The sequence below is a fragment of the Micromonospora sp. C41 genome, assembly GCF_018070485.1.
GTDB lineage: Bacteria > Actinomycetota > Actinomycetes > Mycobacteriales > Micromonosporaceae > Micromonospora > Micromonospora chalcea.
In genome coordinates this window covers 123091-148815 of sequence record NZ_JAGPXP010000010.1, presented here as the reverse complement: position 1 = coordinate 148815, position 25725 = coordinate 123091, and the positions used below count along the sequence as shown (strand labels likewise).

Below are 25725 nucleotides of genomic sequence, written 5' to 3'. Positions count from 1 at the left end.
TACGAGGGCGGAGGGTCAGGCGGGGGTCAGGGCGTGCACCACGTCGCCTACCACCACGATCGCGGGTGGGCGCAGGGCGGCGGCCTCGACGTCGGCGGCGACCGCGCCGAGCGTGGAGCGCAGCGTGCGCTGGGCCGACGTGGTGCCCTCCTGGATCACCGCGGCCGGGGTGTCCGCCGGCTTGCCGTGCGCGATCAGGGTGGCGCTGATCGCGGCGAGGTTCTTCAGCCCCATCAGGATCACCAGCGTGCCGCGCAGCCCGGCCAGGGCGTCCCAGCGCACCAGTGACGCGGGCGCGTCGGGCGCGAGGTGCCCGGAGACCACTGTGAACTCGTGCGCCACGCCCCGGTGCGTCACCGGCACGCCGGCCACCTCGGGCACCGCGATCGCGCTGGTCACGCCGGGTACCACAGTCACCGGTACGCCCGCCTCGGCGCAGGCCAGCAGTTCCTCGCCGCCACGGCCGAAGACGTACGGGTCGCCGCCCTTGAGCCGTACCACGACCTTGCCGGCCCGGGCCCGGTCCACCAGGATCCGGTTGATCTCCTCCTGGGCACGCGACGGCCCGTACGGGATCTTGGAGGCGTCGACCAGCTCGACGTCGGGGCGCATCTCGTCCAGGAGCAGTCCGGGCACGAGCCGGTCGGCGACGACCACCTCGGCCTCGGTGAGCAGCCGCCATCCCTTCACGGTGATCAGCTCCGGGTCGCCCGGACCGGATCCGACGAGCGCGACGCGGCCGCCGGTGTTAACAGGGGTCCCTTCCTCTACCGCAGGCGTTAACGGGGGGCCCTTCCTTCCGAGCAACTCCCGGACGGCGTCGCGGACTGCCATCGCGCGGCGGGGGTCGCCGCCGCCGAGGACCGCAACCGTCACCGGGCCGTGCCGGGTCACCGCCGGCGTCCACGCGCTCGCCGCCGTCCGGTCGTCGGCGCGTACGCAGAAGATCCGCCGCTCGGCCGCGGCGGCGCTGACCGCGGCGGCGGCGGTCCGGTCGTCCACCGCCACCTGGACCAGCCACGCGCCGTCCAGGTCACCGGGGGCGAACCGGCGCGGCTCCCAGTGCAGCCGCCCGGCGTCGACGTGGGCACGCAGCGCCGGCGTCAGTTCGGGCGAGACCAGCAGGACGTCCGCGCCGGCGTCGAGCAGCGCCGGCACCCGCCGGGTGGCGACCGCTCCCCCGCCCACGACGACCACGCGCCGCCCGTCCAGCCGCAACCCCAGGGGGTACGGGCTGGGCGACGTCGGTCCGGTCACTTCTCCGCCACCCCGGCGGAGTCGAACGTCGCCACCTCGTGCAGTACCCGGACCGCGCCGGTGACCACCGGCAGGGCGAGCAGCGCCCCGGTGCCCTCGCCGAGCCGCAGCCCCAGGTCGATCAGCGGCTCCAGTCCGAGGTGCCGCAGCGCCGCCGTGGCGCCCGGCTCGGCGCTGCGGTGCCCGGCCACCATGGCGCCCACCGCGTCCGGCGCGAACGCGGCGGCGGCGACCGCGGCGCTCACCGCGATCACGCCGTCGAGCAGCACCGGCACCCGGCGCGCGGCGGCGCCGAGGATCAGGCCGGTCAGCGCGGCGTGCTCCAGCCCGCCGACCGCCGCGAGGACGCCCAGCGGGTCGGCCGGGTCGGGCTCGTGCCGGGCCAGCGCGGCCCGCACCACCGCCACCTTGCGGACGTACGTCTCGTCGTCGACCCCGGTGCCCCGGCCGGTGGCCGCCTCGGCGTCGACGCCGGAGAACGCGGCGATGAGCGTGGCGGACGGGGTGGTGTTGCCGATGCCCATGTCGCCGGTGAGCAGGATTCCCGCCCCGGCGTCGATCAGCTCGCCCGCGACCCGGATACCGGTCTCGACGGCCGTGCGGGCCTCGTCCCGGGTGAGCGCGGCGGTGACAGTCATGTCGCGGGTGCCGGCGCGGACGTTCGCGGACACCAGACGCGGCCCGGCCGGGTCGGCGGACTCGGCGCCGGGGATCGGGGTGGCCACGCCGACGTCCACCACCGTGACCGAGGCGCCGGCCTGGCGGGCGAACGCGTTCACCACGGCGCCGCCGGCCAGGAAGTTGGCGATCATCTGGGCGGTGACCTCCTGCGGCCACGGGGTCACGCCCTGGGCGTGCACGCCGTGGTCACCGGCGAAGATCGCCACCGCGGCCGGCTCGGGCAGCGGCGGCGGGCAGGCGCCGGCCAGCCCGGCGAGGCGTACCGAGAGCGGCTCCAGGGCGCCGAGCGAGCCCGCGGGCTTGGTCAGCCGCCCCTGCAACTCGCGGGCCGCCGCCATGGCGGCCTCGTCCAGCGGCCGGATCGCCGCGACTGTGGACTCCAGCATCATGCCTCCAGGATCCGTGCCAGCGTCTCGATGAACGCGTCTGTGGTGCCCCTGTCGCGTACGGCGATCCGGAGCCAGTCCGGGCCGAGCCCGGGGAACGTGTCGCCCCGGCGTACCGCCCAGCCGTGCGCGCGCAGCCGCTCCCGTACGTCGGCGGCGCCGGCCACGTGGATCAGGACGAAGGCGGCGGCGGGGCGGCCCGCCACGCGCACCCCGGGCAGGCCGGACAGGCGGGCCACCAGGTGGTCGCGGTCGGCGGCGAGTTCGGCGGCGACGGCGCGTTCGGCGGCGACGGCGGCCGGCGCGGCGCAGGCGGTGGCGGCGGCGAGCGCGGGGGTGGAGACCGCCCAGAGCGGCTGCGCGGCGGCGAACCGGGCCAGCAGCGCGGGGTCGCCGAGCAGGTAGCCGATCCGCAGCCCGGCCAGGCCCCAGGTCTTGGTGAGGCTGCGCACGACCACGAGGCCGGGCAGGTCGCGACGCGCGGCCAGGGACTCGGGCTCGCCGTCGACGCCCGGCGCGGTGGTGGTGTCGGCGAAGGCCTCGTCGACCACGAGCACCCGTCCGGGGCGGGCCAGCGTGGCGATCGCCTCCACCGGGTGCAGCACGGAGGTCGGGTTCGTGGGGTTGCCGATCATGACCAGGTCGGCGTCTTCCGGGACGCTCGCCGGGTCCAGGCGGAAGCCGTCGGCCGGGTCGAGCAGCACCCGGTCCACCCGGTGCCCGGCGGCCCGCAGCGCGGCTTCCGGCTCGGTGAACTGGGGGTGCACCACGACGGGGTGGCGGACGCCGGACAACGCGCGGGCGATCAGGACGAAACCCTCGGCGGCGCCGGCGGTGAGGAGTACCTCTTCCGGGGGTCGCCCGTGCCGGTGAGCGACGGCGGCGCGGGCCGGCGCCGGGTCCGGGTACGCGGCCAGGTCGCCCAGCGCGGCGGTGACCGGGTCGGCCAGCCAGTCCGGCATCGGGGCGCGGCGCACGTTGACCGCCAGGTCGACCAGGCCGGGCGTGGCCTCGGCGTCCCCGTGGTGGCCCAGGTCGGGCTCGTCGAGCGCGGCGGCGCTCCCGGTCGATGGTGCGGGCATGTCCGCGATCCTGCCGGGTAGCCGCCGCCCGGGACAGCGCATCCCGGCGTGGGTCGCGTCACGGTCCGCCGGTTTATGAGTTCTTCTCATTTCCGAATCGGAAATGTCATAGCTTGACCCCGTGAGCAGTCGTCCCCTTGCTTCCGCTGGCCGTCTCGTTCCTCTTCTCCGCGCCGGGCTGATCGCCGGCATCGTGGTCGCCGCCGCCCTGTATCCGCTGGTCGCCGTCACCGGCATCGGGGCCAAGGCCACCGCGCACGCGATCGAACAGAAGACGAGCATCCTCAAGACCGCGCTGCCGGCCGAGACCTCGTACGTCTACGCGCCGGACGGCAAGACGGTGCTGACCATGTTCTACGAGGAGTACCGGCAGTACACCAAGATCGAGAACATGTCGCCGAACATCCAGCAGGCGATCGTCGCCGCCGAGGACAACCGCTTCTACCAGCACCACGGCGTCGACCCGAAGGGCGTGGCGCGAGCTTTCGTCTCCAACGCCCGATCCGGCGGCGTCTCCCAGGGCGCCTCGACGATCACCATGCAGTACGTGCGGATGGCGCTGCGGGACAGCGCGACCACGCCCAAGGAGGTCCAGGAGGCGACCCAGCAGACCAGCTTGCGCAAGGTCAAGGAGATGCGCATGGCGCTGGACATCGAGAAGCACCTGACCAAGGAACAGATCCTGGAGCGCTACCTCAACTCGGCCTACTTCGGCCACCGCGCGTACGGGATCTACGCCGCCTCGCAGATCTTCTTCTCCAAGACCCCGGCCACACTCACCCCGGTCGAGGCGGCCACGCTGGCCGGGCTGGTGAAGTCGCCGTCGGAGTACGACCCGATCACCTCCGACCAGAAGGAGGCCACCGGCCGGCGCAACTACGTGCTGGACAACATGGCCCGCCTCGGTTACCTGTCGCCCGACGCCGCCACGGCGGCCAAGGGCCAGCCGATCAAGCTGAAGCTGACCGACCCGCCCAACGACTGCGCCGCGATCGACGGCGGGCACCGCAGCTGGGGCTTCTACTGCGACTACCTGAAGAACTGGTGGAGCGCCCAGCCCGCGTTCGGCGAGAACCGGCTGGAACGGATGGACAAGCTGCGCCGCGGCGGCTACCGGATCGTGCTCGCGCTCGATCCGAAGACGCAGGCGGCGGCGGAGAAGAACGTGGGCGCCAAGGACAACACCGGCAGCCCGTTCGCCAACGGCATCGTGGTCGCCGAGCCCGGCACCGGGCGGATCAAGGCGATGGCGGTGAACCGGAACTACTCGCTGGACCTGGCCGAGAACCCGAACAGCTCGAACCCGGAGGCCGGACCGAAGGTCAAGGCGAACTACCCGAACACGGTAGCGCCGCTGCTCGGCGGCGGGACGCTCCCGGGCTACCAGGCCGGTTCGACGTTCAAGATGTTCCCGATGCTCGCCGCGCTCAACGCCGGGATGCCGCTGTCCACCGCGTACGACTCGCCGTACACGTACAAGTCGGCCGTCTACGACGGGTGGGCCCCGTCGAACGCCAGCGGCGCGATGACCGGGCGGCAGACCATGTGGTCCGGCTTCGGCAAGTCGGTGAACACGTACTTCGTCCAACTGGAGGAGAAGATCGGCGCGGACGCCGGGGTGCGGCTGGCCGAGCAACTGGGGCTGCGCTGGCGTACCGACGTGGACAAGGAACAGGCGTCGCCGGGCAAGGCGAAGAAGTGGGGCGCGTTCACGCTCGGCGTCTCCGACGCCACCCCGCTGGAGATGGCGAACGCGTACGCCGCCATCGCCGCCGACGGGCGCTACTGCGAGGCCATCCCGGTCAACGCGATCATGAACCGGGACGGCACACCGGCCACGTACAGCACGCCGGGCGGGGTGCAGCGGGAGGTCGCCAAGCCCCGGTGCCGCCAGGTGGTGAACGCGGACGCGGCCCGGGCCGCCACGGACGCGGCGCGCTGCCCGACCGGCGACACCCCGGCGAAGGGGAGCTGCGGCGGCTGGTCGACGGCCGACAGCGTCCGCGGCACCGTGGGCCGGCCGGTCGCCGGCAAGACGGGTACGACGGACAGCACCCGGTCGGCGTGGTTCGTCGGCTACACGCCGGAGCTGGCGGCGGCGAGTTTCATCGCCGACCCGGACAACCCGTTCAACGCGGTGGGTGACGGGCAGTCGCAGATCCCGGTGAACGCGGTGGCGCAGACCCTGCGGGATTCCCTGAAGGGTCAGCCGACCCGCCAGTTCACCCCACCCTCGGACCAGATAGTCGGCTGACCCGCCCCGATCCGCCCGGGGGTGCGCCCGGGTAGTCGATCAAGGAGTTTGCGTCCGGATCGCCTGATCCGCCGACGCGAGCTCCTTGATCGACGTTTCCGTCACCTTGCGGTCAGGCGGGCGCCGGCACGGGCGCCAGCGCGGCGGCCACCAGCCGGGCCGCGACGTCCGGATGCGCGGCCCAGTGCGGCACGAGCTGCGAGGCGTGCACGGCCTGCCGGACGAACCCCTCCGGGTTGCCGCCCTCCCAGCGCCAGGCCGGCCGCTCACCGGCGCGCGGCGTGAGCACTGCCGCGTGCTGCTTGTGCCCGGTCACCGTCGTACCGGCCGGGGCCACCACGCTGTCCGTGACCGCCGTGGCCGTGCGGTAGCCGACCACCAGGCCGTCCCGGACCGTGCCGACCGCGTCGAGCACGCCGCACATCGGCAGGCCGTCCAGCTCCCGGGCCAGCCAGAGCAGGCCGGCCCCCTCGGCGATCACCGGACGGCCCGAGCGGGCCAGCTCGGCCACCGCGATGCAGAGGCGGCGGTTGGCGGAGAGCTGCTCCGCGTACGTCTCGGGCAACCCGCCGCCGACGACGAGCGCCCGCGCCCCGGCGGGCAGCGCCTCGTCGCGCAGCGGATCGAGCGTGACGACCTCGGCGCCGGCGGCGCGCAGCAGCTCGGCGACCTCCGGGTGGCTGTAGGCGCCGGCCGGACCGCCGGCCAGCGCGACCACCGGGCGCTCCGCCGACGCCGCCGGGGCATCGGCCGGCTCCGGCGACCACGCCTGAACGGTGAGCGCCGGGGCGGACCGGGCCAGCACCAGCAGCCGATCGAGGTCGACGGTGGCGGCCACCGCCTCCCCGAGCCGGCGTACGCCACGTTCGGCATCGGCGTCGCCGCGCACCACGGGACCGGTGCCGTACCGCCGGGCGGGCAGCACCGGCGGCAGCTCGTGCCGGCGCAGCGCCCCGTAGACCGGCACGCCGACGTCGTCGAGCGCCTCGCGCAGCAGCGCCTCGTGCCGGGGCGAGGCCACCCGGTTGAGGATCACGCCGCCCAGCCAGAGCTCGTCGTCGTACGCCCGGAAGCCGTGCACCAGCGCGGCCACCGACTGGCCCATCGCGGCCACGTCCACCACGAGCACCACCGGGCTGCGCAGCGCGGTGGCCACCGCCGCCGTGGATTCGCTCTCCGGCCGCCCGGCGACCGAGTCGTAGAGGCCCATCGTCCCCTGCACCAGGGCGAACCCGGTCCCGGCCGCGCCGTGCGCGAAGAGCGGGACGATCCGCTCCGGACCGACCAGCCTCGGATCGAGCGTGCGCCCGGGACGGCCGGCGGCGAGCCCGAGGTACGCCGCGTCCACCTGGTCCGGCCCGACCTTGAAGCCGGCCACCGGGAGATCCCGGTCGGCGAGGGCCGCCAGCAGGCCGAGAGAGACGGCGCCGGTGCCGTGACCCGAGGAGGGCGCACTCAGCACGACGCGCGGCACGTCGGTCATCATCGACTCCTGATGTGGGTGGTTTCCGCCCGCGTGACCATACCCGTCCGGCCCGGCCCGCGACGTCCGCGCGTACCGCCGTTTCTGCCCGGCGACGGCGAGTGGCATCGCTCATACGGGTAGCCTTGGCCAACGTGTACCGGTTCCTGCTGACCCCGCGCTGGCTCGGCTACCTCGCGCTGACGCTCGTCGCCGCGACGGTGATGGTGTTCCTGGGCAACTGGCAGCTGGACCGCTACCGGGGCCGGACGGCGATCAACGACCGGATCGACGCCGGGGCCACCATGACGCCCGCGCCGCTGCGCGACGCGCTGCCCGCGCCCACCGGAGGCGCGGGTGCCGTCGGTCCCGCTCCGGCCGAGGAGCTGACCTGGAGCCGGGTCACCGCCACCGGCCGGTACGACAGCGCGAACACCGTCCTGATCCGCGGCCGGACCGTCGACCGGACGGTCGGCTTCGAGGTGCTCACCCCGCTGGTGCTCGCCGACGGCAGCGCGGTGCTCGTCGACCGGGGCTGGATCCCGCCCGCCCCGGGGGCCGGCGCGACGGTCCAGCCGCAGGTGCCGGCGGCGCCGGGCGGCGAGGTGACAGTGACCGGCCGGGTGGTCGCCAGCGAGAGCGGCGGGGGCGGGGTCAGCCGGCGCGACGGGAAGCTGGAGGCCCGGCGCATCGACATCCCCCGCCTGGCCGAGCAGCTCCCCTATCCGGTGACCGGCGGCTACGTGCTGCTCGACGGGCAGACGCCGGCCGCCGACCCGGCGTTCCGGGCGGTGCAGATCGGGCACACGAACAACTGGCAGAACTTCGGTTACGTGTGGCAGTGGTGGATCTTCGCGGTGATGAGCCTGTTCGGCTACGGCTGGGTGGCGCGCCGCGAGGCCCGGCGCCTCGCCGGACTGGACAAGCCGGGCGAGCCGGTGGACCGGGCCGCCGAGCCGGCCGCCCCCACCTCCGCCTGAGCCGGACCGGTCAGCCGGTGATCCGGCCGGCGTGGATGGCGCGGACCGCGTCGATCGTGTCCGCCTCGGCGGCCGTCTTGTCGTGGCGGTAACGCAGCACACGGGCGAAGCGCAGGGCCATGCCACCCGGGTAGCGGCTGCTGGTCTGCACCCCGTCGAAGGCGATCTCGACCACCTGCACCGGCCGGACCCGCACCTCCCAGTCGCCCTTCTCCACTGCGAGCGACAGGAACCGCTCGGTCTGCCAGCGCAGCATCTCGTCGGTGAGCCCCTTGAAGGTCTTGCCGAGCATGACGAACTCACCGGTTCGCGGGTCACGGGCGCCGAGGTGCAGGTTCGACAGCCACCCCTCGCGCCGGCCGCTGCCCCACTCGACCGCGAGCACCACCAGGTCGAGCGTGTGCCGCGGCTTGACCTTGACCCAGGCCGAGCCGCGCCGGCCGGCGTCGTAGGGCGCGGCCGGGTCCTTCACGACCACGCCTTCCTGCCCGGCGTCGACAGCCGCGGCGAACGCCGTGGCCGCCTGCTCCGCGTCGTCCACCTCGATCCGGTCGACCAGCAGCGAGGCGTCGACCGCGCGGGCCAGGGCCGCCCACCGCTCCCGCCCGGGCGCGTCGATCAGGTCGGCGCCGTCGAGGTGCAGCAGGTCGAAGAAGTACGGCGTGAGCACCGGCTCGCCGGTGCGCTCGGCGGCGGCCAGCACAGCGGGCGCGACCTGCGTCGGCCCGGTGGTGCTGGGCGTGGTGCGCCGGGCCGCCCGGCTGGACGTCTCCTGGAACGGCAGCGGCCGGCCGGCCGCGTCCAGCCCGATCGCCTCACCGTCGAGCACCAGCTCGCGGGCGGGCAGCGCGCGTACGGCCGCCACCACCTGGGGCAGCCGGCCGGTGATCTCGTCCAGGCTGCGGGTGAACACGGCGATGTCCGAGCCGGAACGGTGCACCTGGATGCGGATGCCGTCGAGCTTCACGTCGACCATCGCCGGCACGCCGGTGGCGGTGAGCGCCTCGTCGACGGAAGGCGCGCTCTGCGCCAGCATCGGCGCGAGCGGGCGGCCCACCTGGAGGCCGAACCCGGCCAGCGCCGGGGCGCCGCCGGTGAGCGCCGCGACCGCCACCGCGCGCAGGTCACCGGCGAGCAGCAGGGCACGCCGGACGGCCGCGACCGGTACGTCGGCGGCGCGGGCGACCGCGTCGGTCAGCAGCCCGGCCTGCGCGCCCTGCCGCAGCTCGCCCCGGAACAGGCCGGTCAGCAGGCGCTGCTCGTCGGCGGTCGCGGCGGCGAAGAGACGGCCGACGAGCTCCCGCCGCCGGGCCTGCGAACCGGAGCCGGCGACGCGGGAGATCTCCTCGATCGCCGCGTCGACGGCGGCGACGGTGAGCGTCGGCTCGGCGGCCGGCGGCGGCAGGTCACGCAGGCCCGCCCAGCCGACACCGGTCTGACGCTGGCGCAGCTCACCGGCGAGATAGCCGGCGCCGGCCGGGATCTCGCCCGGCTCCAGCCCGCGCAGCGCAGCGGCCAGCAGCTCCACCTTGGCTCGTCTGCCGCTGGTGGCGCCGACCGCGGCCGAGGTGGCCGCCAGCTCCGCGAAACGCACGCCCATATCCTGCCAGTCACCTGCGACACCGGGGCCGATCCGGCGACCCGGCACACCACACGGGTGGCCGGGTCACCGGCAACCGGTCAGGCCGAGACCGGTTCCTCGATCCGCAGGCCGCGCCCGCGCACGCCCTCGGCGACCCGGGTGAGCAGCGCGTCGAGCGTGACCAGCGCGGCGGAGAGCTCGCCGATCTGTTCGTTGAGCGTGTCCTCGGACCACGCGGAGACGTCGACGTCCCCCAGAGCACGGACGGCGGCCTGAAGCCGCTCCATCTCGTCGTTCGTACGCATGTTCGAAAGGCTATAACACCCCGCCCGCCGACACACCACAAACTCCGACATCGGCCCCGAAGTTACGGTTTCGACACCTCAGCCGCGGTTTCCGGCCTCCGCCACCCGGGCCAGCAGCAGCGCCTCGGCCAGGCACACCCGCGCGAACTCGCCCAGGTGCAGGCTCTCGTTCGGCCCGTGGGCCCGCGCGTGCGGGTCCTCCACCCCGGTCACCAGGATCGCGGCCTGCGGGAACATCTCCTGGAACGTGGCGATGAACGGGATCGACCCGCCCACCCCGATGTCCACCGGGTCGGTGCCGTCCCAGGCCGCCCGGAACGCCGACCGCGCCGCGTCGAACATCGGCCCGGAGGCGTCGATGACGCAGGGCGCGCCGTCGTGCTCGAACGTCACCGACACCTGCGCGCCCCACGGCGCGTGCCGCTCCAGGTGCGCGGTCAGCGCCGCGTACGCCTTCTTCGGGTCGTCGCCCGGCGCGAGCCGTACGCTCAACTTCGCCCTCGCGGACGGCACCAGCGCGTTCGGCGCCTCGCCGGTGGCCGGCGCGTCCACACCGAGGATCGCCAGCGCCGGCTTGGTCCAGAGCCGGTCGGTGATCCGGCCGGTGCCGAACAGTTCCGCGCCGTCGACCAGGCCGGCCTCGGCGCGGAACCGGTCCTCCGGGTAGTCGACGCTGGCGCCCTCGCGGCCGACCAGTCCGTCCACCGCGACGTCACCGGCCTCGTCGTGCAGCGTGCCGAGCAGCTTCACCAGCGCGGTGAGCGCGTCCGGCACCGCGCCGCCGAACATGCCGCTGTGCACCGCGTGGTCGAGCGTGCGCACCTCCACGAAGCAGTTGACGATGCCGCGCAGCGAGGTGGTCAGCGCGGGCACGCCGACGTCCCAGTTGGTGGAGTCGGCGATCACGATGACGTCGGAGGCCAGATCGTCACGGTGCTCGGCGAGCAGCCGCTCCAGCGAGTCCGAGCCGTACTCCTCCTCGCCCTCGATGAACAGCACCACGCCGACCGGGAGCCGGTCGCCGAACGCGCGCAGCGCGGCGACGTGAGCCATGATGCCGGCCTTGTCGTCGGCGGCGCCCCGGCCGTAGAGGCGGCCGTCACGCTCCACCGGCTCGAACGGGTCCGACTCCCACAGCGACAGGTCGCCGACCGGCTGCACGTCGTGGTGCGCGTACATGAGCACGGTGGGCGCGCCGGGCGGGGCCGCCTTCGTGCCGATCACCGCGGGCTGGCCGCCGGACCGGACGATCCGCGTGTCGAGGCCGCAGCCGCGCAGCAGCTCCGCCACCGCCTCGGCGGAACGCTCCACGTGCGAGTGGTCGAAGCCCTCGAAGGCGATGCCCGGGATGCGGACGAGTCGCTCGAGGTCGGCACGGACGCCGGGCAGTTCCCGCTCGACGGCGGCCCGCACCTCGGACTCGGAGAGGATCGGAGTGGTCATGACCGGAATCGTATGCTGGCCTTACCCCGCCACGTCGGCCGAGCCTGATCGCCGGCCGCCCACCCGGACGTAGTAGCGGTCCGCGTCGTGCGGCAGGTCCGGGGCGCCGTCGACGACCAGGTCCACCGCCACCGCGGTGCCGTCGGCGGTGAAGTGCGCCCGCTCCCCCGCGTGCCAGCGGCGCAACTCCGGCAGGATCTGCTCACCGTCGCGGGCGAGCGCCCGGCGCAACCGCAGCTCGGCCGGCGCGGTGACGAGCACCGACAGCGTCAGCTCGGGGCGTACCGCGGCGCGGGCGGCGCTCACCCCCTCGACGATCAGCACCGGACCGGCCGGCACCGGCACCACCCGGTCCAGGAAGCGCCGGCGCACCCAGCTGTAGCGGCGGTAGCCGCCCGCCCGGCCGGCCCGCACCGGCCGGAGCACCTGCTCCTCCAGCCGGGTCCAGAACGTGAGCTGGTCGTCCCAGCCGTCGAGCAGGTCGTCGGTGTGCACCAGCGGCGGGCGCACGCCGCCCGCCCGCTCCGCGAGCGCGTCCGCGAGGCGCGTCGCGAACACGCTCTTGCCCGCGCCGCTGGGCCCGTCGACGGCCACCAGCCGGGTACGCCCCAACCGCGCCGGACCGGCCAGCACGCGGCGGGCCAACCCGGCGTACGCCTCGATCACGGCGACGTTCACCCGACCGACGCTAACGTTCCCCCGTCCGCTGGAACCTGCGACCCGGGCGGACCGTTTCGGCGAGCGGTGACGTGGGCGGCTGGGCATCATCGGGGGGTGCTCCATGACGTGATGTGTCCGGGCGTCGACGCCCTCCTGGAACAGGCCCGCGCCGGTCTCCGCCGGCTCACTCCGCACGAGACCGTCGAGGCGGTCCGAGGCGGCGCGCTGCTGATCGACACGCGTACCGAGGCGCAGCGCCGCGAGGAGGGTGAGCTGCCCGGCGCGATCGTCGTCGACCGCACCGTGCTGGAGTGGCGGCTCGACCCGGCCAGCGCCTGGCGCATCCCCGAGGCCACCGGGTACGACCGCGAGATCGTCGTGGTGTGCCGGGAGGGGTACAGCTCCAGCCTGGCCGCCGCCAGCCTCCAGACGCTGGGGCTGCGGCAGGCCACCGACATGATCGGCGGGGTGCAGGGCTGGCGGGAGGCCGGGCTGCCGATGTCCGACCGCCCCGCCGACGTGCGCTACTGAACCGCGCGGTCGACGGCGGGCCGCCGGACGTCGCTCTGTGCCGGCGGCGCGCCGGGTGGCACGAACGGCAGTCCCGGCGGCGGACCGGACTCGATCAGCCGCCACAGCGCGTCCGTGTCGAGGTGTTCCTCCACCAGGTCGCCCAGCAGGTCCAGCGTCCGCTCCCGGGCCGCCGCGAAGGACGTGTCCGGCGCGACCTTGAAGCCGGTGCGCCCGGCCGCCGCCGCGACCTCGGTCAGGAAGCGGCGGCGGAACTCGTCGGAGGAGAACGTGCCGTGCCAGTGGGTGCCGTACACGTTGCCGAGGCGTGCGCCCTCGCCGGTGCCGTCGGTGTGACGGAGCAGCGGCGCGAGCCCCGGGTCGGCCGTCGACACCCGGCCGTGGTGGATCTCGTAGCCGCTCACCGGCACGTCTCCGGCGGCGCTGCCCTCGGCCCGGCGCACCGTCTTGACCGGCTCGAACGTGATCTCGACGGGCAGCAGCCCGAGGCCGGGAACGGTGCCCGCGCGGCTCTCCACCGGGTCGTGGATCGCCCGGCCGAGCATCTGGAAGCCGCCGCAGATGCCGAGCAGCGGCCGGCCGGCGGCGGCGTGCGCCAGTACCGCGTCGGCCAGGCCGGTCTCCCGCAGCCAGGCCAGGTCGGCGACAGTCGACTTGGTGCCGGGGAGCACCACGAGGTCGGCGGCGGCCAGTTCGGCCGGTTCGACGGTGAGGCGTACCCGCACACCCGGCTCGGTGGCGAGGGCCTCGACGTCGGTGGCGTTGCTGATCCGGGGTAGCCGCACCACTGCCACGTCGAGCCAGTCGGTGCCCCGGGGCGCGGGCGGCCGGCCGAGCACCCGCCCGTACGCGAGCGAGTCCTCCGCGTCCAGCCACAGGTCCAGCGCCCAGGGCACCACCCCGTACGTGGGGCGGCCGGTGACCCGGCGCAGCATGTCCAGCCCCGGCTGGAGCAGCCCCCGGTCGCCCCGGAACTTGTTCACGACGAACCCGGCGACCAGCGCCTGATCGGCCGCGTCGAGCAGGGCGACGGTGCCGAACATCGAGGCGAACACGCCGCCCCGGTCGATGTCGCCGACCACGATCGTCGGCAGCCCGGCCGCACGCGCCAGCCCCATGTTGACGTAGTCGCCGTCGCGCAGGTTGATCTCGGCGGGGCTGCCCGCGCCCTCGCAGATCACCACGTCGTACTCCTCGCGCAGCTCGGTCAGCGCCGCGTACGCGGTGGTGGCGAGCCGGGACCGCACCTCGTGGTAGTTGCCGGCGGTGACCGTGTCGACCGCCTCGCCGAGCAGCACCACCTGGCTGGCGTGGTCGCTGCCCGGCTTGAGCAGCACCGGGTTGAACCGCAGGTCGGCGTCGAGCCCGCAGGCGGCGGCCTGCATGGCCTGGGCTCGGCCCAGCTCCCCGCCGCGCCCGTCCGGCCCGACCACCACAGCGGAGTTGTTCGACATGTTCTGCGCCTTGAACGGCGCGACCCGGACGCCCCGGCGGCGCAGCCAGCGGCAGATACCGGCGGTGAGCACGCTCTTGCCGGCGTCGGAGGTGGTGCCGGCGACCAGCAGCCCGCCGCTCACCGCCCGCTCCCCCGGCGGGCTGCCCGCATGAGGACGCCCAGCGCGGCCCGTCCGGCGGCACCGGCCACGCGCCCGACGGTCACCGGGTAGAGCGCGGCCAGGCCGAGCGCGGCCACGCCGACCGCGCCGGAGATCCGGGCGGCCCGCTTCAGGTGCCGCGCCTCGGGGCGGGGCCCGTCACCGAGGAACGGCCGGGTCTCGGCGCGGCCGAAGTAGACGTTGCGCCCGCCGAGCCGGACACCGAGCGCGCCCGCCATCGCCGCCTCGCACTGACCGGCATTCGGGCTCGGGTGGTCGGCCCGGTCCCGCCGCCACACCCGCCAGGCGACGGCACGGTCCCCGTGCGCCGCCGGCGCGACCGCCACCGTGAGCAGCCCGGTCAGCCGGGACGGCACCAGGTTCAGCACGTCGTCCAGCCGGGCCGCCGGGGTGCCGAAGCGGGCGTACCGGGGCGAGCGGTGACCGACCATCGCGTCGAGCGTGTTCGCCGCCCGGTAGCCGAGCAGACCGGGCAGGCCCGCGACCGCGCCCCAGACCAGCGGGGCGACCACCGCGTCCGAGGTGTTCTCGGCGACCGACTCGACCGTGGCGCGGGCGAGTTCGGACTCGTCGAGGGCGGACGGGTCCCGCCCGCAGAGGTTGCCGAGGCGGGCCCGGGCGGCGGGCAGGTCGGCCCGGCCCAGCGCCCGTGCCATCACCCGGGACTCGTGCCGCAGCGTGCGCCCACCCAGCACCGTCCAGGTGCCGGCGGCGACCAGCGCGGCCCGGGCCACCGGATGACGGCGGGTGGCCAGCGCGGCGGCGGCGCCGAGCAGGACCGGCGCGCCGACGGCGAGCGCCGTGAACGCGGCACCGGCCGACCGGTCGGGACGGTAGAGCCGCTGTTCCAGGGCGCCGGCCGCCCGGCCGAAGCCGGCCACCGGATGCCACCGGCGGGGGTCACCGAGCAGCGCGTCGAGCGCGTAACCCGCCACCAGTCCGGTCGCGTTCGCCATGGCGGTCGCCTGCCGCACCCTCACCACCTCCGGCCGGCCAGCCTAGTCGTACGCGGGGTGGAGACGCCGATGTCACCACCCCGCGCCCCCGTCGGGCTGTCAGGCGGGCACCGGGGTCCGTCGCCTGCTCCGGCGCCCCGACGCGGTCCCGCCCGGGCTCGCGCCGCCCGGCTCGCCCTCACCCGGCCCGGAACCACCCGGTCCGCCGACCTCCGGCGGTGCGACCTCGCCCAGTTCGTCGTCCTCGGCCGTGGCCGGCCCGTCGTCGGCCACGTCGCCCAGCTCGTCCTCCTCCCCCGCCGGGCCACCCGAACCGGGGTCGAAGCCGGCGGCCTGCCGCGCACCGGGCCGGGCGTCGACGGACCGGGCGTCGACGGACCGGGCGTCGAACGGGTCGGGCTCACCCACCCGCTCCACGGTGCCGACGAGCCCGACCCGGCCGCCGCCGTACTCCGAGGGCGGGAAGTCGTCGTCGAAGGGCCGGTCGTCGAAGGTGGCCGGGGCCTGCCCGTCGGGCACCGGCTCGGTCGTCTCGCCGTGCACCCGCTGCTCGGCCTCCGCGTCCTCGACCGTGCTGGTGGCCGCGCGGGGCTGGTTACGCAGGAACCGGGCCCGGCCGCGGGACAGGTCGTGCCCCACCGCGACCGCCTCCAGTTCGTAGAGCGTGCGGTGGGTGCCGGACTCGTCGGTCCAGTCCCGGGTGTAGAGACGGCCGGCGACGATCACCGGGTCGCCGACCGCCACCGAGGACGCGACTCCCTCGGCCAGGCGGCGCCAGCAGTTGACGCGTACCCGAAGGCTGTTGCCGTCGACCCAGCGGCCGCTGTCGCGGTCGAGCCGGCGGGCGGTCGAGGCGACCTTGAAGTTGGCCACCAGCGTTCCGCTCTGGGTGGTCCGGCGCCACTCCGGCGCGGTCAGCACATTGCCGACGATCGTGACGTACGTATCGAACATCGCCCCTCCCAGGGATCGACTTGTCCCCGGAAGCGTCGGCCTGCCGCCTCGCCCGGACCACCCGTCCGGCCCGTACCTGTGGATGACGGACCGCCCTGTGGACAACCCCCTGATCAAGGTCCCGATCTGCTAGGTCAACCGGCCCTACGCGCCTGACCTGCGGCGACGCACGATCGAGTGGAGCCGGCAAGCAGGCGTTCCGGAATCGCGCCGGTTGGGTAAGTACTTGATCAACCGAGAGAAAGGGAGCTCCGATGCTTCTCCGAGACGTCCGCGAGGCAGCGCGATGAGCGCCGTGGCGAACCCCGCGACCGTGGCCGAGTGCCTGCGGGTCGGCGCCGGGTTCTCCCAGGGCGACCGCAACTGGATCGCCGAGCAGTTCGCGACCCTGGACACCCGGCTCGCCGGCTTCCACGCCGACGCCACCGAGTTGGAGGTGTCCGTCAAGGATCGTGAGGCCCGGGGCCAGAAGGTGACCCTGGAGTGCTGGATCGCCGGCCGGCAGAAGATCGTCACCACCTCGACCGAGGAGGATCTGCACGCCGCGCTCAACGACGTCCGGGACGACCTGCGCCGCAAGCTCAACGACGCGAAGACCCGGCAGGAGCCGCGCAACAACAAGCACCTGCGCGCCGTCGACCAGCCCGAGGGCGTCCCGTTGCAGGACGCCGCACGCGAGGACGCCGAAACCGTCTGAATCCCGGCACGGCCCGCCCGCTCGGTGCCGGCGGGCGGGCCGTCCCCGCGCCGAGGCGTTGTTAAGAAGGGGCCCTTCCTCTACCGCATGCGTTAACAAGGGCCCCCTCCTTACAGCCCAGCACCCCTACCGCCGAGTAGCGCGGCGGCGTACCGTCGCGGTCGTGGAACCGGACGTGCTGGGCGCCCCCTACGAGCGGCGGACGATCGACCTGGGCACCGACGACGAGGGGCCGGTCGTCGCGACCCTGGTGCGACGGCGGGCCGACCGCCCGACCGGTCGCGCCGTGCTCTACGTGCACGGCTTCGTCGACTACTTCTTCCAGACCCACGTAGCCGACTTCTTCGCCGAGCGCGGCTGGGACTTCTACGCGCTCGACCTGCGCAAGTACGGCCGCAGCCTGCTGGCGCACCAGACCCCGAACTTCTGCCGCGACCTGAGCGACTACTTCCCCGAGCTGGACGCCGCCGCCGAGATCATCCGCGCCGAAGAGGGCCACGACACCCTGCTCGCGATGGGCCACTCGACCGGCGGCCTGATCATCTCGCTCTGGGCGCACGACCGCCGCGACGCCGGACTGGTCGACGGCATCGTGCTCAACAGCCCCTTCTTCGACATCAACGCGCCCTGGATGGTCCGTCGACCCCTCGCGGCCGCCGTCTCCCGCCTGGGCCGCAGGGCGCCGCAGCGTGTCCTGCCGTTCGGCCTGGGCACGGTGTACGGCGAGAGCCTGCACGCCGACCACCGGGGCGAATGGCGGTACGACCTGGCCTGGAAGCCGCTCGCCGGGTTCCCGGTCCGGGCCGGCTGGATCAACGCGATCCGCACCGGTCAGCGTCGCCTACGGGCCGGGCTGGACATCCCGGTGCCGGTGCTGCTGGCCTGCTCGACGCGCAGCTTCCGGGGCACCAAGTGGCACGACAGCGCCACCGGTGCCGACGCGGTGCTCGACGTCGAGCACATGGTGCGCTGGGCGCCCCGCCTCGGCCGGCACGTCACGCTGGCCCGCTTCGACGGCGGGCTGCACGACCTCACGCTGTCCAGTCCCGGCGTACGCGAGAAGGTCTTCGCGGAGGTCGGACGGTGGGCGGAGGGATTCCTCCGCGCCGGACCGACCGAGCCGGAGCCCACGACGCCGCCGTCACCTCGGCGGCCGGCCGACGCGACCGCCGAGGGCTGAGCCCGGCCCCGCCAAGCCGCTTCAGTCGGTGACGACCGCCGCGAGCGCGGCGCGGATCCGGTCGAACGTCGCGACCGGGTGCCCGCCCGCGCGCCACGGCAGCACCACGCCCAGGCAGCGCAACGCCGACCCGCCGTCCGGTCCGGCCTCGACCGCGAACACCGGCGCGCCCACGTAGCCGTCGGGCAGTTCCGTGGTGACCCGCACCTCGCCGCCGTCCCGGGCGACCCGCTCGACCACCGCCTCCAACGGCCGCGACCCGTCCTCACCCGCGCCCAGGGCCAGCACGAACGCCGAGACGGGCGCCGCGCCGATCCGGGCGACCGAGTCGGCCGGCGCGGCCACCGCCTCGGTGACCTGCTGGGTACGCCAGCGCCAGCCCCGGTCGTCGGCCCAGCCGTGCAGACCGCCGGTCGGCATCGCGGCGAGCCCCAGTTCCGGCAGGTGCAGCCAGTGGTCGGCGAAACCGGGCAGGTCGATCGGCTCGTCCGCGCCCTCGGCCGGGTCGGTGACGCTCGGCCGCAACCCGATCTCGCCGTACGCCCGGTCGGTCAGCGCGTCGGCGGTGAGCAGCCACTCGTGCGCGACCTCCCCGTCGTCGGTGGCGCCGACCAGCTCGCTGTAGAAGAAGGCGGTGCCGAGGACGCCGGCCGGCGCGCCCGGGCCGTCCGAGCCGGTGAGGGGCAGGATCGCCCGTCCGAGGAGCTGACACAGCTCGAAGACGATCTCGTTCTCGGTTTCCTGGTCGAGCAGCATCCGACGAGGGTACGGATCGCGTCCCGCCCGCCCCGCGCGGGACCCGCCGGAACTGTGGTGCCGTTCCGGGCCCCGGCATGGGACGCTGAGGGGCGGAACGGACGCGCCGACCCGTACCCCCGGGCGGACGGGGAGCGGCGGTACCCTCTTGGCGCGACGACCGTCGGCGCGCGCCCGTAGCTCAGCGGATAGAGCAGGGGACTTCTAATCCCAAGGCCGCAGGTTCGAATCCTGCCGGGCGCACCATCCCCACCGCAGGCCAGATCGTCAGCGGGCTACAGGTTGTTGATCCGGGCCAGCAGCTCCGCCTCGGTCAGGTTCTCCAGGACCTCGTCCTGCTTGCGGCCCAGGACCGCCAGCAGCTTCTCCTTCTCCAGCTTCTTGGCCGCCGCCGCCTTCGCCGCCTGGTCCTCGGCGAGGCGGACGGCGATGACGTGCTTGACGACCTCCAACTTGGTCTCCAGGGTCGCCTTGGCCGGATTGGCCTCGGTGGCCACGAACGACTCGGTGTCGACGGCCTTCAGTTCAGCGTTGACCGCCTTGGCCACGTCGTCGAGGCTGAAGCCGGACTTGGCGGTCAGCGAAAGCTCCCACAACTGCTCCGTGGTCAGCAGTCCCTTGGCCGACGGATAGCGGAACTTCTCCCGGGTGGCCTTCTCAAAAATGGTCACGGTGACCTCTCTCCGATTTCTGGGTAGGGGATCAGAACTGGATGCTGACGAGGCGGCGCCGACCGCCGGTCATGGTCACCTTGGCGACCACAGAGTTACGGATCGTGGAACTGAAGCCGAGGCCGGAGAGCTGATCCGGAGAGGGCTCGCACTTGGTGCGGTCGCCGAGAACCTCGAACACCTTGCGATGCGGTTGCAGGTCGGCGCGGAGGAACTCGTTGTAGATCCCGCGCGTCGGCTGGTCGTTCACGCACCCCTTCAGGATGAAGAAGTAGTGCCGGTTGCCGACCTCGTTGTCGTCGAAGTAGTTCGGCGAGTACATGACGGTGGACACCGGTACGAACTGTTCGGTGGTGATCCCCCACAGTTCCTTGCCCGCACTGCCCCGCTGCACGTCCTTACCCGGCCGGAAAGCGGTGATCACGCCGCCGGTGACCGTCATCCGGCCGACCTCGACGGTCTCCTTGTGGCCGACCGCGCGCTCGTGGCGGTAATGCTCGATCTTCCCGTCGCTCTCGGTCTCGATCACGAAGCCGACCTGGGCGCTGTCCCGCTTGCGGTACTGGTTCACCTCGATCCGGTACTCACCGTCGGCGACATGGTCGGCCCAGGTGACGTTCTCCACCGGCTCGCGGGAGAGCGGCCCGCTCGCGTTCATGTCGACGTCCAGCTTGTCGCGCTTCTCCTGGTACCAGATGTGGTCGCCGTTTGGTTCGAACACGTGCAGGTCGAGGTCGTCGTGGTTGAACCAGGACAGGCTCACCCGCAGCTTGCCGGTGACGTTGCCGCCGGCCCGCTTGACCTTCTCCCGGATCGAGTCGGCGACGTTGCCGCCGTACGACCAGGCGAAGTCGTTGTCCCACCTGAACAACCGCGGAGCGGCCGGGTGCCGGCCGGTCGTGAGACTGACGAAGTGCGGCTCGTGGGTGTTGGCGACCCACAGGTCGATGGAGGTGGCGCCGGGCAGGATGTCCTTCAGGAAGGAGACCACGGGGATCTCCTCCGGCTTCGCGTCACGAAGGCGTGCACCTGCCGACGTCGTGGTGGCCGCCTGCATGAGCAGCCCTTCGATGCCGTCCTTCATCTGCGGCTGGGTGTCGTTGTCGACCCACAGCACGTTGTTGACCGACACGTCGGACAGCCGGGCGAACCGTCGCTGCAACGACTCCTCGATGCCCAACTCGTCGATAGTCTTCATGGCAGCCTTGACCATGGCCGGGGTGATCAGCGCCGTGGGGCGCTGGTAGTTCTGCGGCGCCACCTTCGTCTCGAACGACCGGACCGCCTGCTCCAGGTCGACGCCCGCGGAGAGAGCCTGGACGAGGGTGCCGATCACCGTGTTGCGCAAGCGTGCCGCCGGGTTCATGGCGTTGGCGAAGACGAAGGCCCGTCCGTCGGTCGCCTTCGTCCACCGGTTCTGCAGCGACCGGAACTCGGTCACCGCCCGACGATGCTCCGTGCCGCGGTAGAGGGCGTTGTCGTCGATGAGGTCGACGACGGTGTCCAGAGCGTGCGGGGTCAGCTCGGCCAGGCCCCGCTGGAAGACCTGCACCGCGGCGTTGAAGTCGCTCTGTGCCGCGCCGACGTCGTCGGTGCGATGCCGCTTCTCCACCCGGCCGTGCAGGTGGTGCCACACCTCGACCTGGCCGTCGCGCAGCGATCGGGTGGTCTTCGTGCCGTACTGCTCCTGAGTGGACCGGAAGACGGTGGCCAACGGCAGCGAGAGGACGAACTCGTCCAGAGCGGCGGCGACGACGGAGAAGACCGGGTCGGAGGCCGAGACCCCGGACCAGACGGTACGGACGCGCCCGGCGTTGATCTCGACGACGTTGCCGAAGTGCTTGATGAAACCGCGGCAGGTCGAGCAGTCGTACTCGGATCGCTCACGGAACCGCGGATTGGTGCCGGCGGGGAAGGATTCGAGGAAGGTGAGCCAGAGTGAGTCCCGGTCGAGGCCGTCGCCGACGAGGTACAACTCACCTTTGGACATGGTGGACAGACGTGAAGTCACGTCCGTCACGAACTGCTGGAAATCGCCCACCGTTAATCCCCCTTGATCGCCGGAGATCCTACGGAGCGAAACGCCATTCGGAGAACCGCGTTTCCAGCCTTCGCACGGTGCGACGCCAGCGTCGAGCCGGCCCTAGCCCTGCTCGTCAGCGCCAAGGTCCATCATGAACGGGGAGCCGGGGCGCTCGGGCTGCCAGCCCCGCTCAAGCCCTTGCCGGATGGCACTTGCGACCAGCGAAGGGAGCACCGGAGAGGCCACGGCATTCATCCAGTTGTCCGGTCGCGGTGACGCGAGTCGGACGACGAGGGTGGCGCAGCCGGCCAGGTCCGACCGCTCAACGGCGAAGCTCAACGGTGACCAGGTCAGACCCTGGCTGTACGTCGGCTTCCGGCGGACGAGCCAGCAGTAGCGGTTGCCGTCGACGACGATGGGCCGACTGCCCCGCTTGTTCAGCGCCACTGATCCTCCAGCCGGGCAACCAGCGCGGCGATCAGGTCGGGGTGCTCGTCGGTGACGAGATGGCCGGCGGCGGGAACGATGTCGGCGTCCGCATGGATCCGCTGTCGTGCTCCTGCGCGCAGTCGTTCCGGGGGCAGGAACACGTCGTGGTGTCCGCTCGCGACCACGACCGGCATCGTGTGAGCGGCCGCCGGTACGAGGTCGTCGGAGCTCACCGGACGGGCGTACCGGGCGACCAGCGTCATCCATTCCACCAGTTCGGCGCGGGGCTCCTGGCCGGGAGCAGACAGGATGCGCAGCAGTCGACGGCTCGAATCAGCGCGTGGCCGCACCAGCCAGGCCAGGAACGCCAGCAGGACACGGGGTGTGATCCGGAGCCGGCACAACCCGCCTGGAGACACGGCGACCTTTCCCCGAATCCGCGGATGATCCGCGGCGAGCGCGACAGCGCCGCCGAACGAATGCCCGAGCACCACGACCGGCCCGGCGGTGGTCTTCTCGATGACCTCTCCCAGCCACGAGCCGTACCACGTGAGCCGGCCACCGGCGGTGCCCGCTTCGTCGGAGCTCAGCCCTGGCTGGCCTGGAAGGTCGGCGGCGACCACCCGATAGCGCTGGGCCAGGGCAGTGAGCAGCGGCAGGTAGGCGGTGCTGCTGAAGCGGTCACCAGCGACGAAGACGACTGTGACCGGGCCTGCGCCGACGGAGACGACGTGAGTGTCTTCGGCCTGGGCGCGAATCACGCGTCGATCGTGCGGGACCGGCCATGCAGTCAACTGTTCCTCGCACCACCGGCGGATCCTGTCCCGGCCCGCAGCGGTTCGATAGATCGAGGTCACCCGCTGCATCCTGCATCAGGGTGATCGGAAGCGCCACGCCACCCTCCGGGTCACCGTCAACGCGCTGCAACCGGTCGGCGATGTGGCGCCTCAGCGAACGCGGCCACGACCGGCACGTACCGCCGGCCCGGTCAGGCCGCCAGCGCCGCCAGGGCGCGGTCCATCGCGGCGTTGAACTCCTCCGGCGTCAGCGTCAGCCGGGACTTGACGTCCCGGCTCCACTGGTCGGCCAGCACCTCGGCGGCGCCCGCCTCGACGCCGTCGAGCGCCGCGTCGGCCAGATCGGACGGCGCGATCTTGTCGACGGGCCAGCCCGCTGACATGTCGGTGTCGGCCAGGCCGAGGTGCACCGCCGTCACGAGCGTGCCCTGGTCGGCGAGTTCCAGTCGTACGCCGTTGGTCATGGCCCAGGCGGCGGCCTTGGTCAGGTGGTACGCGCCGGCGCCCCTGGTCCCGAACCACGACATGGCGGAGAGCACGTTCACGATCGCGCCTCCGCCGTTGCGGGCGAGGGCCGGCGCGAACGCGCGGATCATCTCCAGGTGGCCGAGCACGTTGGTCTCCACCTCGTGTCGTACCGCAGCCAGCGAACCGGTCACCAGGTCGGTTCCGGTCTGGATGCCGGCGTTGTTGACGAGCAGCGTGACGTCCGGGGCGGCAGCGGCGACGGCCCGTACGGATGCGGGGCTGGTGATGTCGAGCGGCAGCGCCTCGACGCCGGGCAGGTCGACGGTCTCCGGCCGGCGGGCGGTCGCGTAGACCTTGCGGGCGCCGCGTTCGCGCAGGCGCTGGGCGAAGGCGCGGCCCAGGCCGCGGTTGGCGCCGGTGACGAGGGCTACCGAGTCGTTGATGTCCATGCCCGGTACGCTAAAACCTAACGTTGACGTCAGAGGCAAGTGTTGATCGCCGAAACCGGGGTGAGAGGGGTCACCGTGACCGAGCCGCTGATCCGCATCGGCGAGGTGGCGCGCGGCGCCGGTGTCTCGGTACGGGCCGTGCGCTACTACGAGGAGCAGGGTCTTCTCGTCCCCAGGCGCAGCCCGTCCGGCCAGCGCCTCTACCGGCCGGACACGGTCACGCTGGTCCGGTTCATCCAGCAGATGTACGCGGCGGGCCTGACCAGCAGCCGGATCGCCGAACTCCTGCCGTGCTGGGACTCCGGGCACACCGACCCCGGGCAGCGGGCCATGCTGCGCGCCGAGCGCGAGCGCATCCAGGCCAAGGTCGACGATCTCCGGGCCGCGCTGGACCGCCTCGACGAGGTCATCGCGATCACCGATTCGCACCCGTAGGCGCGATCGCCCGCGCAGGCCCGACGACAGACGCATGGCGGAGAGTGGCACAGGAATCCTGGTCGCGTCGACCCGCCGGTTTCGTCGGTGGTGTCGGGCATGATCGCGTGCGCCGCCGCACGACGGCGGTCGACGAGCGGGATCACCGGGAGGCAGCGTGGGCGCATCGGGATGGACCTACTTCGTGGCGTACCAGCCGGATGCCCAGGCCGCGCTTGACGAACTGCGCCGGCAGGTCTTCGAGACCGGCGGCTACTGGTGGGCGGCGCCGGGCGGGTTCGGTGCGTCCGCCGCCGACTTTCCGGACCGTCCCCGCAGCGAGGAGGAACTGTGGGCGGACGAGCGGGTACAGGAGTCCGGCACCCACTCCATCCTGGACATGTCGCGGGTGCTGACCGACGGCGAGGAGCCCGGCTTCGGGACGTTCCAGCGGGTGACCGAGGCCGAAGCGCTCGCACGTGTGGGCGTCGCCAGGCCGACCCGCGCGCACGTCGAGGCGCTCGCGCCGCTGGCCGAGCAGCGCTGGTTCGGCCGGTACGCCGTGCTGCACGACGAGGCGGGCGTCCCGAGCGAGATCTACTTCTGGGGGTTCTCCGGGGACTAGCGTGCCCGGCCGGCGAGCAGCCACCGCCGGACGGGCACCTCCAGCAGCACCCGTTCACTGTCCGGTGTGACCGGCTGCCGGATGTCCCAGCCGCCGTATTTCTCGGCGAAGGCCGCCACGATCGCGGGCGGGAAGCCGGCACGGTGCAGTCGGGCGACGCCCTCCGCGACGACCGGGTGGACGCCGTCCTCCAGGGCGAGCGAAACGCGGGGGTCGGCCGCCACGTTGCGGGCCTTGACGCTGCGGCCCTCGCAGCCGATCCACCAGACGCCGTCGGCGTACACGAACCACACCGGCGTCATGTGCGGTGAGCCGTCCCGGCGCAGCGTGCAGAGCCAGACGTTGCGTTCGCGGGCGAGCCGGTCCTCGACGGCCGGGGGAACCGGTGCGGTGGGAGATGGGGCCATGCGACAAGTGGATCAAGTGCGCGCGGAGGAGCGCCACCGGCTCACTCGCAGATCCGCCACTCCCCGTCCTCCTTGACCATGGGGAACGACTGCGTCACGTTGGTCCCGACCGCCGGGGTGAACCGGATGGTCGTCGACCCGCTCACCCGGCCGTTGTTGTTCGACACGTTGAGCCCGGTGATCTCGTAGCCGGTGAACTCCGGCTGGGAGGACTGCTGCCGGGTGAAGTCCGCCTCGCTGACCCGGTCGCGTACGCGGGTGCAGAGCTGCCGGTACGCGGCGGGGTAGTCGCGGTCGACGATCGCCTCGGCGTAGGTCTGCGCTGTGGAGCGCGCCGGGCCGGTGGCTTCCTGCACGACCCGGAAGAGGAAGAAGCCGCCGAGCACACCGCCGGAGCAACAGATCGCCAGCACCACGCCGAGCACGATGAACAGGGTTCGCTTGGACTTCTTCGGCGGCACCATGGCCGGCTGGTATGCCATACCCCGCAGGGTAGGAGACGCCGGCAACCGTAAACCGGAGGGTGCGGCTCCGCTTCTCGGCGGGGCGCTGAGCCTCGGCTGCTTTACGCCGGAGCGAAACTCGTCAAGCACCAAGGGTGACCAGTACCCACAAACCGTGTTATTCTCCGGCGTCAATCTATGCCGCGCGGACCCGGCC

26 protein-coding genes and 1 tRNA gene are annotated in these 25725 nt (G+C 73.3%); 8 read left to right on the top strand and 19 right to left on the bottom strand.

Annotated elements, in window-relative coordinates:
* Positions 1–15: 15 nt before the first annotated feature.
* From cobA to cobC, 3 genes are read right to left on the bottom strand one after another with little or no spacing between them, the layout of a single operon-like run.
* Positions 16–1257: a uroporphyrinogen-III C-methyltransferase gene (cobA, locus tag KBX43_RS13870; protein WP_043328883.1), complete on the bottom strand. Its 1242-nt coding sequence runs from the start codon at positions 1255–1257 to the stop codon at positions 16–18.
* On the bottom strand, positions 1254–2324 hold the full coding sequence (gene cobT, locus KBX43_RS13865; protein ID WP_210884711.1) for a nicotinate-nucleotide--dimethylbenzimidazole phosphoribosyltransferase: 1071 nt from the start codon (positions 2322–2324) through the stop codon (positions 1254–1256). The genes cobA and cobT overlap by 4 nt, the downstream gene beginning before the upstream one ends.
* Positions 2324–3406, bottom strand: a complete 1083-nt coding sequence (gene cobC, locus KBX43_RS13860) for an Rv2231c family pyridoxal phosphate-dependent protein CobC (RefSeq protein ID WP_209962966.1) — start codon at positions 3404–3406, stop codon at positions 2324–2326. Before cobC ends, cobT begins: the two co-directional genes overlap by 1 nt.
* A 121-nt stretch (positions 3407–3527) precedes the next feature.
* On the opposite strand from cobC, the gene KBX43_RS13855 reads away from it, so the two are divergent.
* Positions 3528–5660, top strand: a complete 2133-nt coding sequence (locus KBX43_RS13855; RefSeq protein ID WP_043328877.1) for a transglycosylase domain-containing protein — start codon at positions 3528–3530, stop codon at positions 5658–5660.
* A 112-nt stretch (positions 5661–5772) separates the two neighbouring features.
* Here the strand turns inward: KBX43_RS13855 and KBX43_RS13850 are convergent, their stop codons facing one another.
* Positions 5773–7143 carry a cobyrinate a,c-diamide synthase gene (locus KBX43_RS13850; RefSeq protein ID WP_064448657.1) on the bottom strand — a complete coding sequence of 457 codons (1371 nt, stop codon included), beginning with the start codon at positions 7141–7143 and terminating at the stop codon, positions 5773–5775.
* Between the two features lie 134 nt (positions 7144–7277).
* Here KBX43_RS13850 and KBX43_RS13845 point away from each other — a divergent pair, with 134 nt between their 5' ends.
* Positions 7278–8102 (top strand): SURF1 family protein, encoded by an 825-nt coding sequence (locus KBX43_RS13845; protein ID WP_043330989.1) that lies wholly within the window; start codon positions 7278–7280, stop codon positions 8100–8102.
* Between the two features lie 10 nt (positions 8103–8112).
* Here KBX43_RS13845 and KBX43_RS13840 read toward each other — a convergent pair whose 3' ends face one another.
* The 4 genes from KBX43_RS13840 to KBX43_RS13825 all read right to left on the bottom strand — a co-directional run bounded on the left by KBX43_RS13840 (position 8113) and on the right by KBX43_RS13825 (position 12110).
* On the bottom strand, positions 8113–9696 hold the full coding sequence (locus KBX43_RS13840) for an ATP-dependent DNA ligase (RefSeq protein WP_210884662.1): 1584 nt from the start codon (positions 9694–9696) through the stop codon (positions 8113–8115).
* 86 nt (positions 9697–9782) lie between these two features.
* Positions 9783–9989 (bottom strand): hypothetical protein, encoded by a 207-nt coding sequence (locus tag KBX43_RS13835; RefSeq protein WP_030273275.1) that lies wholly within the window; start codon positions 9987–9989, stop codon positions 9783–9785.
* Between the two features lie 78 nt (positions 9990–10067).
* Complete coding sequence (locus KBX43_RS13830) at positions 10068–11432, bottom strand: dipeptidase (RefSeq protein ID WP_210884660.1); 1365 nt, start codon at positions 11430–11432, stop codon at positions 10068–10070.
* A 21-nt stretch (positions 11433–11453) separates the two neighbouring features.
* Positions 11454–12110, bottom strand: a complete 657-nt coding sequence (locus KBX43_RS13825; RefSeq protein WP_307851521.1) for a hypothetical protein — start codon at positions 12108–12110, stop codon at positions 11454–11456.
* 111 nt (positions 12111–12221) lie between these two features.
* Between KBX43_RS13825 and KBX43_RS13820 the strand changes: the two genes are divergently transcribed.
* Complete coding sequence (locus KBX43_RS13820; protein ID WP_210884704.1) at positions 12222–12623, top strand: rhodanese-like domain-containing protein; 402 nt, start codon at positions 12222–12224, stop codon at positions 12621–12623.
* Here the strand turns inward: KBX43_RS13820 and KBX43_RS13815 are convergent.
* The 3 genes from KBX43_RS13815 to ssb form a co-directional block, all read right to left on the bottom strand.
* Positions 12617–14200: a cobyric acid synthase gene (locus KBX43_RS13815; protein ID WP_210884658.1), complete on the bottom strand. Its 1584-nt coding sequence runs from the start codon at positions 14198–14200 to the stop codon at positions 12617–12619. The genes KBX43_RS13820 and KBX43_RS13815 overlap by 7 nt on opposite strands.
* Positions 14197–15213 carry a cobalamin biosynthesis protein gene (locus KBX43_RS13810; RefSeq protein WP_064448660.1) on the bottom strand — a complete coding sequence of 339 codons (1017 nt, stop codon included), beginning with the start codon at positions 15211–15213 and terminating at the stop codon, positions 14197–14199. Before KBX43_RS13810 ends, KBX43_RS13815 begins: the two co-directional genes overlap by 4 nt.
* A gap of 81 nt (positions 15214–15294) precedes the next feature.
* Positions 15295–16149 (bottom strand): single-stranded DNA-binding protein, encoded by an 855-nt coding sequence (gene ssb, locus KBX43_RS13805; RefSeq protein ID WP_210884657.1) that lies wholly within the window; start codon positions 16147–16149, stop codon positions 15295–15297.
* A 286-nt stretch (positions 16150–16435) separates the two neighbouring features.
* Between ssb and KBX43_RS13800 the strand changes: the two genes are divergently transcribed.
* Together KBX43_RS13800 and KBX43_RS13795 are read left to right on the top strand one after the other, a co-directional pair.
* Positions 16436–16846: an HPF/RaiA family ribosome-associated protein gene (locus KBX43_RS13800; protein ID WP_043328869.1), complete on the top strand. Its 411-nt coding sequence runs from the start codon at positions 16436–16438 to the stop codon at positions 16844–16846.
* A gap of 163 nt (positions 16847–17009) precedes the next feature.
* On the top strand, positions 17010–18026 hold the full coding sequence (locus KBX43_RS13795) for an alpha/beta hydrolase (protein ID WP_043328867.1): 1017 nt from the start codon (positions 17010–17012) through the stop codon (positions 18024–18026).
* Positions 18027–18047: 21 nt separating this feature from the next.
* Here the strand turns inward: KBX43_RS13795 and KBX43_RS13790 are convergent, their stop codons facing one another.
* On the bottom strand, positions 18048–18782 hold the full coding sequence (locus KBX43_RS13790) for a hypothetical protein (RefSeq protein ID WP_210884655.1): 735 nt from the start codon (positions 18780–18782) through the stop codon (positions 18048–18050).
* Between the two features lie 170 nt (positions 18783–18952).
* Between KBX43_RS13790 and KBX43_RS13785 the strand changes: the two genes are divergently transcribed.
* A tRNA-Arg gene (locus KBX43_RS13785) sits at positions 18953–19028 on the top strand.
* 29 nt (positions 19029–19057) lie between these two features.
* On the opposite strand, the gene KBX43_RS13780 is transcribed toward KBX43_RS13785, so the two are convergent.
* The 5 genes from KBX43_RS13780 to KBX43_RS13760 form a co-directional block, all read right to left on the bottom strand.
* On the bottom strand, positions 19058–19453 hold the full coding sequence (locus tag KBX43_RS13780; protein ID WP_210871367.1) for a hypothetical protein: 396 nt from the start codon (positions 19451–19453) through the stop codon (positions 19058–19060).
* Positions 19454–19484: 31 nt separating this feature from the next.
* Positions 19485–21494 carry a hypothetical protein gene (locus KBX43_RS13775; protein ID WP_210884653.1) on the bottom strand — a complete coding sequence of 670 codons (2010 nt, stop codon included), beginning with the start codon at positions 21492–21494 and terminating at the stop codon, positions 19485–19487.
* Between the two features lie 102 nt (positions 21495–21596).
* Positions 21597–21923: a hypothetical protein gene (locus KBX43_RS13770; protein WP_210884651.1), complete on the bottom strand. Its 327-nt coding sequence runs from the start codon at positions 21921–21923 to the stop codon at positions 21597–21599.
* Entirely contained in the window at positions 21914–22762 is an 849-nt protein-coding gene (locus tag KBX43_RS13765; protein WP_210884649.1) for an alpha/beta fold hydrolase, read from the bottom strand. Before KBX43_RS13765 ends, KBX43_RS13770 begins: the two co-directional genes overlap by 10 nt.
* Before the next feature lie 131 nt (positions 22763–22893).
* Positions 22894–23619 carry an SDR family oxidoreductase gene (locus tag KBX43_RS13760; protein WP_210884646.1) on the bottom strand — a complete coding sequence of 242 codons (726 nt, stop codon included), beginning with the start codon at positions 23617–23619 and terminating at the stop codon, positions 22894–22896.
* 75 nt (positions 23620–23694) lie between these two features.
* On the opposite strand from KBX43_RS13760, the gene KBX43_RS13755 reads away from it, so the two are divergent.
* Positions 23695–24054: a MerR family transcriptional regulator gene (locus KBX43_RS13755; RefSeq protein WP_181373721.1), complete on the top strand. Its 360-nt coding sequence runs from the start codon at positions 23695–23697 to the stop codon at positions 24052–24054.
* 157 nt (positions 24055–24211) lie between these two features.
* Positions 24212–24658 carry a hypothetical protein gene (locus tag KBX43_RS13750; RefSeq protein WP_210884640.1) on the top strand — a complete coding sequence of 149 codons (447 nt, stop codon included), beginning with the start codon at positions 24212–24214 and terminating at the stop codon, positions 24656–24658.
* Here the strand turns inward: KBX43_RS13750 and KBX43_RS13745 are convergent.
* Both KBX43_RS13745 and KBX43_RS13740 read right to left on the bottom strand, forming a co-directional pair.
* Entirely contained in the window at positions 24655–25065 is a 411-nt protein-coding gene (locus KBX43_RS13745) for a TIGR03618 family F420-dependent PPOX class oxidoreductase (RefSeq protein ID WP_064448672.1), read from the bottom strand. The genes KBX43_RS13750 and KBX43_RS13745 overlap by 4 nt on opposite strands.
* 41 nt (positions 25066–25106) lie before the next feature.
* The gene (locus tag KBX43_RS13740; RefSeq protein WP_043328848.1) at positions 25107–25547 is read right to left on the bottom strand and encodes a hypothetical protein; all 441 of its coding nucleotides are present in this window, start codon (positions 25545–25547) and stop codon (positions 25107–25109) included.
* Positions 25548–25725 lie beyond the last annotated feature (178 nt).

Coding starts and splice junctions, on each gene's coding strand:
- KBX43_RS13760 (WP_210884646.1), bottom strand. CDS start 23,619: ATGGACATCAACGACTCGGTAGCCCTCGTCACCGGCGCCAACCGCGGC.
- KBX43_RS13835 (WP_030273275.1), bottom strand. CDS start 9,989: ATGCGTACGAACGACGAGATGGAGCGGCTTCAGGCCGCCGTCCGTGCT.
- KBX43_RS13740 (WP_043328848.1), bottom strand. CDS start 25,547: ATGGCATACCAGCCGGCCATGGTGCCGCCGAAGAAGTCCAAGCGAACC.
- cobC (WP_209962966.1), bottom strand. CDS start 3,406: ATGCCCGCACCATCGACCGGGAGCGCCGCCGCGCTCGACGAGCCCGAC.
- KBX43_RS13790 (WP_210884655.1), bottom strand. CDS start 18,782: ATGCTGCTCGACCAGGAAACCGAGAACGAGATCGTCTTCGAGCTGTGT.
- ssb (WP_210884657.1), bottom strand. CDS start 16,149: ATGTTCGATACGTACGTCACGATCGTCGGCAATGTGCTGACCGCGCCG.
- KBX43_RS13850 (WP_064448657.1), bottom strand. CDS start 7,143: ATGACCGACGTGCCGCGCGTCGTGCTGAGTGCGCCCTCCTCGGGTCAC.
- KBX43_RS13820 (WP_210884704.1), top strand. CDS start 12,222: ATGTGTCCGGGCGTCGACGCCCTCCTGGAACAGGCCCGCGCCGGTCTC.
- KBX43_RS13800 (WP_043328869.1), top strand. CDS start 16,436: ATGAGCGCCGTGGCGAACCCCGCGACCGTGGCCGAGTGCCTGCGGGTC.
- KBX43_RS13745 (WP_064448672.1), bottom strand. CDS start 25,065: ATGGCCCCATCTCCCACCGCACCGGTTCCCCCGGCCGTCGAGGACCGG.
- KBX43_RS13830 (WP_210884660.1), bottom strand. CDS start 11,432: ATGACCACTCCGATCCTCTCCGAGTCCGAGGTGCGGGCCGCCGTCGAG.
- cobT (WP_210884711.1), bottom strand. CDS start 2,324: ATGCTGGAGTCCACAGTCGCGGCGATCCGGCCGCTGGACGAGGCCGCC.